Annotated in this window: 4 protein-coding genes and 2 pseudogenes; 4 read left to right on the top strand and 2 right to left on the bottom strand. The window is 73.6% G+C overall.

What is annotated here, in order from left to right:
• Both HMPREF3086_RS19335 and HMPREF3086_RS15160 read right to left on the bottom strand, forming a co-directional pair.
• Nucleotides 1-292 (bottom strand): annotated as a pseudogene (locus HMPREF3086_RS19335) (hypothetical protein); the annotation flags it as partial.
• Between the two features lie 69 nt (nt 293-361).
• Nucleotides 362-1,393: an alpha/beta hydrolase gene (locus HMPREF3086_RS15160; RefSeq protein WP_083324471.1), complete on the bottom strand. Its 1,032-nt coding sequence runs from the start codon at nt 1,391-1,393 to the stop codon at nt 362-364.
• Between the two features lie 181 nt (nt 1,394-1,574).
• Between HMPREF3086_RS15160 and HMPREF3086_RS15155 the strand changes: the two genes are divergently transcribed.
• From HMPREF3086_RS15155 to HMPREF3086_RS15140, 4 genes and pseudogenes are all read left to right on the top strand, one after another.
• Nucleotides 1,575-1,907, top strand: coding sequence for a putative quinol monooxygenase (locus tag HMPREF3086_RS15155; RefSeq protein WP_061913341.1), 333 nt, complete (start codon nt 1,575-1,577; stop codon nt 1,905-1,907).
• Between the two features lie 207 nt (nt 1,908-2,114).
• Nucleotides 2,115-3,668, top strand: a complete 1,554-nt coding sequence (locus HMPREF3086_RS15150; RefSeq protein WP_181365923.1) for a CCA tRNA nucleotidyltransferase — start codon at nt 2,115-2,117, stop codon at nt 3,666-3,668.
• Complete coding sequence (locus tag HMPREF3086_RS15145) at nt 3,665-4,945, top strand: glycosyltransferase 87 family protein (protein WP_061913343.1); 1,281 nt, start codon at nt 3,665-3,667, stop codon at nt 4,943-4,945. The genes HMPREF3086_RS15150 and HMPREF3086_RS15145 overlap by 4 nt, the downstream gene beginning before the upstream one ends.
• Before the next feature lie 131 nt (nt 4,946-5,076).
• Nucleotides 5,077-6,107, top strand: a pseudogene (locus tag HMPREF3086_RS15140) (hypothetical protein); the annotation flags it as partial.

Genomic DNA, 6,107 nt, shown 5'->3' with positions numbered 1-6,107 from the left:
GACGGCGTCGCCGGCCCTGGCGGGGCTGTCCGTCATCAGGGGTGCCGGACCGTCCCCCCTGGGCGGCCTTGGGCCCGGACGGCCCACCGGCGCCGCCGGAGGTGTTCTTGCCGGCTGACTTCGGGGCGTCGCCGTGGCCGGACCGCTGCCCGTCGGAGCTCTGCCCGCCGCCCCGATCAGGGTGGTGACCTGCGGAATCACGGGCGGCCGAGCCGGGTCCGGCCGGCCGACGCGAACGACGACGCCGCGGCGCGTTGGCGCGCGGTTCGGCGGGACGATCGGCTTCGGACACCCATCGATGCTACCGGCCGGGGGTGACTTGACCGGAATCCACGGCGTGCCGTCGCCGGACCGCGCGGGGTCAGGCCCCGAGCGCCGGTCCGACGACCCGCCACGAGTCGCGCAGTTCGCGGGAGAACAGGCCGAAGGTGTGCGCGCCGCTGGAGTAGCGGTCATAGGTGAACGGCACGCCGCCGGCCCGCAGCGCGGCGGCCATGTGGCGGGTCCCCAGGTCGGCGGCGTGCTCGGTGGGGGCGCCGATCACGAGGGTCGCCGAACCGAACTCCGCGGCGTCGTGGGGGCCGGGGTTGCCCGGCGCGGAGGCGAGGTAGAGGGCGGTGCCGCGGAGTCGCTCGACGTCGTGCGACGGGTCGTTGTGGAGCCACGCCGGGTCCCCGGGGGCGCCCCACGCGTTGTGGACGTTGCCGCCGCCGCGGGCCACCATCGCCGTCATGGCGGCGCGGCCGAGCGGCGTGGAGACCTCGGGGAACCCGGACAGGGACGCGGCGGCCGCGTAGTGGTGACGGCCGGTCGCGGCGAGGGTGAGGGCCGGGCCGCCGGACATGGACACGCCGATCACGCCGCGGGTGCCGTTGAGCCCCCAGGCGCCGGCGAGCGCGGCGGGCAGCTCGGAGTCGAGGAAGGTGTGCCAGCGGTTGACGCCGAGGACGGGGTCGGGTCGCTGCCAGTCGGTGTAGAGGCTGAACCGGCCGCCCTCGGGGCTGGCGACGAGGACGTGCTTGTCGGCGAAGAAGTCCTGGTAGTCGGTGTGGTAGGCCCAGCCGACGTGGTCCTCGCCGCCGCCGACGCCGTTGAGCAGGAGCAGCAGCGGCGCCGGCGCGGGCCGTGCGGGCAGGAGGACGAACGTCGGCACCGCCTTGTTCATGGCCGGCGACCACACGTCGGCGAGGACCTTGCGGCCCTCCACGGGCTGGACGCGCAGGACCTGCGGGCGGGAGCGGTCGGCAGGCGGCGGGGCCGTGGGTCGCGGTGCGGTGGTGAAGCCCAGGGCGGTGGAGGTGTCGACCCCTCCGGAGGACTGGGCGGCCGCCGCGGGGACGGTCCCGGGGACGACCGCGGTCAGGGTGACCGCCGCGCCGGTCAGAGCTGCCACCGCCGCGAGGGTGACGGCGGCCGGGGCACCGGTCCGACGAGTGGGTGACAGGCGTGGACGGGGGCGACGACGACGAGACACGCCCGTCACTCTAAGTCACTCCTGTCACCGAACACAGGGTGACGGGGTGGGCGCCACGTGAGGCGGGACCGGCTACCCGGGCGCGGCTAGAGTCCGCTGTATGAGCTCTGGCCCGCCCGCGCACGCCCTGGTCCTGCGACACCGGGCCAAGCCGGGCCGTCGCGAGGATCTGATCGAGGCGTGGCGTCGGCACATGCCCGAGGCGGTACAGGCCAACGACGGGCATCGCGCCTACGTCCTGTGCGCCTCGTACGTCGACCCGGACGTGATGGTGGTGTTCCAGCACTACCGGGACGCGGCCGCCGCGCAGGAGTTCCTCGGTAACCCGGCCTACCTGCGGTATCTCGAGGAGGCGGGGGACCTGCTGAGCGGTCCGCCGGAGGTCGAGGCGGTCGAGCCGCTGTGGTCCAAGGCGGTCGCGGCGGACGACTGAGACCCGCGGCGGGTCGAGCGGGCGGACCGCGGGCGGACCGCGGGCGGTGGCGAACCGGCACGTCCGGGGGCGGCCCGCGCCGGTTCTCCGCCCGGCAGGGACATGTCGGGTCCACTCGGTAAAGTCAGCGCCGTGACAGCCCGCAGACCGACCTCCGATCGCAGCGCCGCCGACGATCGTGCCGCCTCCGACCGACACGATGCCGCGGTGTTCTCGGGTCTGCAGGACGGCCCCGGCGCCAGGCCCGATCCGGCGGAGGTCGAGGCCCGGCGGGTCAGACTGCTGGCCGGCGCCCAGACCACCCTCAACCAGCTCGCCGACGTGCTGTCCCCGCTGGCCGCGGCGTTCGGTGAGGCCGGGCACGAGCTGTACCTCGTGGGCGGCAGCGTCCGCGACGCCGTGCTCGGGCGTCTCGGCACGGACCTGGACTTCACGACCGACGCCCGCCCGGAGACGGTCCGGGAGATCCTCGACCGCTACGCGGACGCGGTGTGGGACACGGGGATCGAGTTCGGCACCCTGTCCGCCGTCAAGCGGGACGGCGACGGGATCGAGCAGCAGATCGAGATCACGACCTTCCGCGCCGACTCCTACGACGGGGTCACCCGCAACCCCGAGGTCGTCTACGGGGACACCCTCGACGGGGACCTGGTGCGGCGCGACTTCACCGTCAACGCCATGGCGGTGCGGCTGCACCCCGACGGCCGGCACGAGTTCGTCGACCCGCTGAACGGGATGGACGCGCTACTGGCCGGAGTGCTCGACACCCCGGCCGCGCCCGAGCAGTCCTTCGCCGACGACCCGCTGCGCATGCTGCGGGCGTGCCGCTTCGTCTCCCAGCTCGGCTTCACCCTAGCGCCGCGCGTGTTCCGGGCGATGACGGAGATGACCGCGGAGATCGACCGCATCACCGCGGAGCGGGTCCGGGCCGAGCTCGACAAGACCATTCTCGGCGACTACCCGATCGACGGCATCAACATGCTGTGCGAGACCGGCCTGGCCGACCACGTGCTGCCCGAGGTGCCCGGCATGAAGCTCGAGCGGGACGAGCACATGCAGCACAAGGACGTCTACTGGCATTCGCTGACCGTGCTCAAGCAGGCCATCGACCTCGAGCCGGAGGGCCCCGACCTCGTCCTGCGCTGGGCCGCACTGCTGCACGACATCGGCAAGCCGGCCACCCGCGCGCCCAAACCCGGCGGCGGCGTGACGTTCCACCACCACGAGGTGGTCGGCGCCAAGATGGTCCGCAAGCGGATGCGCGCCCTGAAATACCCCAAGCAGATGATCGAGGACGTCTCGGGACTGGTGTTCCTGCACCTGCGCTTCCACGGGTACGGCGAGGGCCAGTGGACCGACTCGGCCGTGCGCCGCTACGTCTCGGACGCCGGTCACCTGCTTCCCCGCCTGCATCGGCTCGTGCGCGCCGACTGCACCACCCGAAACCGGCGCCGCGCGGCGAAGCTGCAGGCCAACTACGACTCGCTGGAGAGGCGGATCGCCGAGATCGAGGAGAAGGAGGACCTCGCCCGGGTCCGCCCCGACCTCGACGGCAACGAGATCATGACCCTGCTCGGCCTGGGGCCCGGTCCCGACGTCGGCCGCGCGTGGTCGTTCCTCAAGGAACTCCGCCTGGACCGCGGCCCGCTCGACCGGGACGAGGCCGAGGCCGAACTCCTCAGATGGTGGGCCGAGCAGAACGGCGGGGACCAGCCGACCGGGGGATCCGACACGGACCGGCAGAACGGCGACCCGGCGTGACCGGCGGAGCGGTCGACCGCTACCTCTCGTCAGCGGTCGGTCGCCTCGTCGTCGTCGTCCTGGCCTGCGTCGGCACGCTGATGCACACCGTCGGCGTCCCCGGCCTGCAACAGATCCCGCCGTACCGCATCGACCTCGACGTCTACCGCGTCGGCGGGCAGGTGTTCCGCGACGGCGGTGAGCTGTACGGCGAACTGCCGCAGCTGGCGCAGGGCGCGCACCTGCCGTTCACCTATCCCCCGCTGTCCGCGCAGATCTTCTCGCTGCTCACGCTGGTGCCGCTGCCTGTGGCGTCCGCGCTCGTCACGCTGGCGACCATCGCGGTGCTGGCGCTCGTCGTGCAGCTGGTGCTCACGCGCACGTGTGAGCGGCCGGCGCGTGAGCTGTGGTGGCTCACGGCCGCCGTCATGGTGGTGGCGCTGTGGTCCGGCCCGGTCCGGGAGACGATCGGGTTCGGGCAGGTCAACGTGTTCCTCATGGCGCTGGTGCTGGTCGACGTCATCCTCGGCCGCGGGCGGTGGTGGGGCGGCACGCTCACCGGGCTCGCGATGGCCATCAAGCTCACGCCCGCGGTGTTCCTGCTGTACTTCTTCTTGCGGCGGGACTGGCGAGGGTTGGCCACGGCGGTGGTGTCGGCGCTGGCGTTCACCGGCCTCGGCCACCTGCTCGCGCCTGACGACTCCGCCCGCTACTGGAGCTTCGCCATCCGTGATCCCGAGCGGATCGGCGGCCTCGCGTTCACCTCCAACCAGTCGGTGAACGGCGTCGTCTACCGTCTCGGCCTCGAGGACACCGCCGCGTCGATCGTGTGGTTCCTCGTCGCCGCGACGATCGGGCTGGGTATCGCGTGGGTCGCGTGGCGTCTGCTGCGGTCTGGTCAGGAGGTCGCCGCTGCGGTGGCGGTGGGTCACGTCGCGCTGTTCTGCTCGCCCGTGTCGTGGGGCCACCACTGGGTGTGGGCGGTGCCGGCGGTCGTGCTCGCGCTGGTGTGGGCCGACCGTGCGGGACGACGGGGTGGCCGCGACGAGCGCCTCTGGCTGGGCATCGCCGTCAGCGGCGTGGTGATCTTCCTGGCGACTCCCCAGTGGTGGGTGCCGAACAGTGAGGGCCGCGAGCTGGGCTGGAGCCCGGTCGAGCACCTCGTCGGCAACGCCTACCTCATCTGGGCGCTGGTGTTCCTGGTGGTGCTCGGGCTGCGGGCGGCCCGCCTGGGCCGGCCCGATCTGGGCGGCGACCCCCGCCAGCCCGTGGTGCTGGACCGCGCGCTAGCCCGCTGACCGCGCCTCCCCCGACCTGTCCGGCGGGATCGCGTCAAGCGCTCCGCGTGGCCTGTGGACAACTCGGTGGGCTCTCCACAGATCGGCCGGTGGCTCTGGTCGGTGCGGTTCGTGCGCGACACGATCGGCGCATGGACTACTTCTTCGGAGACGGCGTCGGTGAGCCGACGCAGTGGCAGGGCGAGCCCGATCTCACCCTCGGAATCGGCGCGCCGGACGCGCTGTGGCTGGACTTCGACGGCGATGGGTACCCCGACGACGCCCTCTGGGACTCGGACCTCGACGGCACGGCGGACCGAGTGGTGACCGATGTCGGTGCCGCCGGCCAGGTCGCCTACGCCGACGACGGCAACCGCGGCGTGTGGAACGTTCACGCGGGTGGCGTGGGGGCGCTCGCGGCGGGTTCTCTCGGCGCGGGGGCTGCGGGCGCGGGCTCGGTCGGCGCGGGCAGCGTCGGTGGTGGCTCGGTCGGCGCAGGGAGCGTGGGTGGTGGCTCCGTGGGCGCGGGCTCGGTCGGCGGGGGCTCGGTCGGCGGGGGCTCCGTGGGCGCGGGATCCGCGGGTCTCGGCTCCGTCGGCGCCGGCTCCCTGGCGGCCGGCTTGATCGCCGCCGGGGTACACGGATCGGGCGGTCTCGTCGAAGGTGCACTGGCCGCGGGGTCGGACGCGATCGCCGCCGGTACCCAGTCCCTGGGGGCGCTGCCGGACTGGGGCTCGCTGCTGTCCGATGCGATCGGCGCGATCCACCACGGCTCCGCGGCGGTCGCGGACTCGTCCAGATGGTCGACTCCCCCGGTCACCGAGCCCGCCCCGGGCCCGCCGCCCCCGCCGGTCCAGGGTGGGACCGTTGCTGAGCCGGCGGCCCCGGTCGTCGAGGAGGACGGATCGATCACGGTCGACACGGGGGGCGGCTGGCTGTCGGTCGCGGACGTCGACGGCAACGGTCGCCTCGACACCGCCCTGCCGTTCGAACCCCCGCGCATCGAGCTGCCGCACTTCGAACCGCCCGACATCGAGCTCCCGCATGTCGAGCTGCCGCACGTCGACGCGGGGTCGGTGGCCGGTTCGGTGGATGTCGGGGTCATCGACGCGGGCGCGCTCGGAGCCGGCTCCGCGGCCGCGGGTTCGGCAGCGGCCGGATCGGCTGCCGCAGGGTCCGCCGC

This window comes from Dietzia sp. HMSC21D01 (genome assembly GCF_001815995.1).
GTDB lineage: Bacteria > Actinomycetota > Actinomycetes > Mycobacteriales > Mycobacteriaceae > Dietzia > Dietzia cinnamea.
The sequence above is the reverse complement of the archived record's forward strand: the minus strand, read 5'-3'. Positions and strand labels throughout refer to the sequence as shown.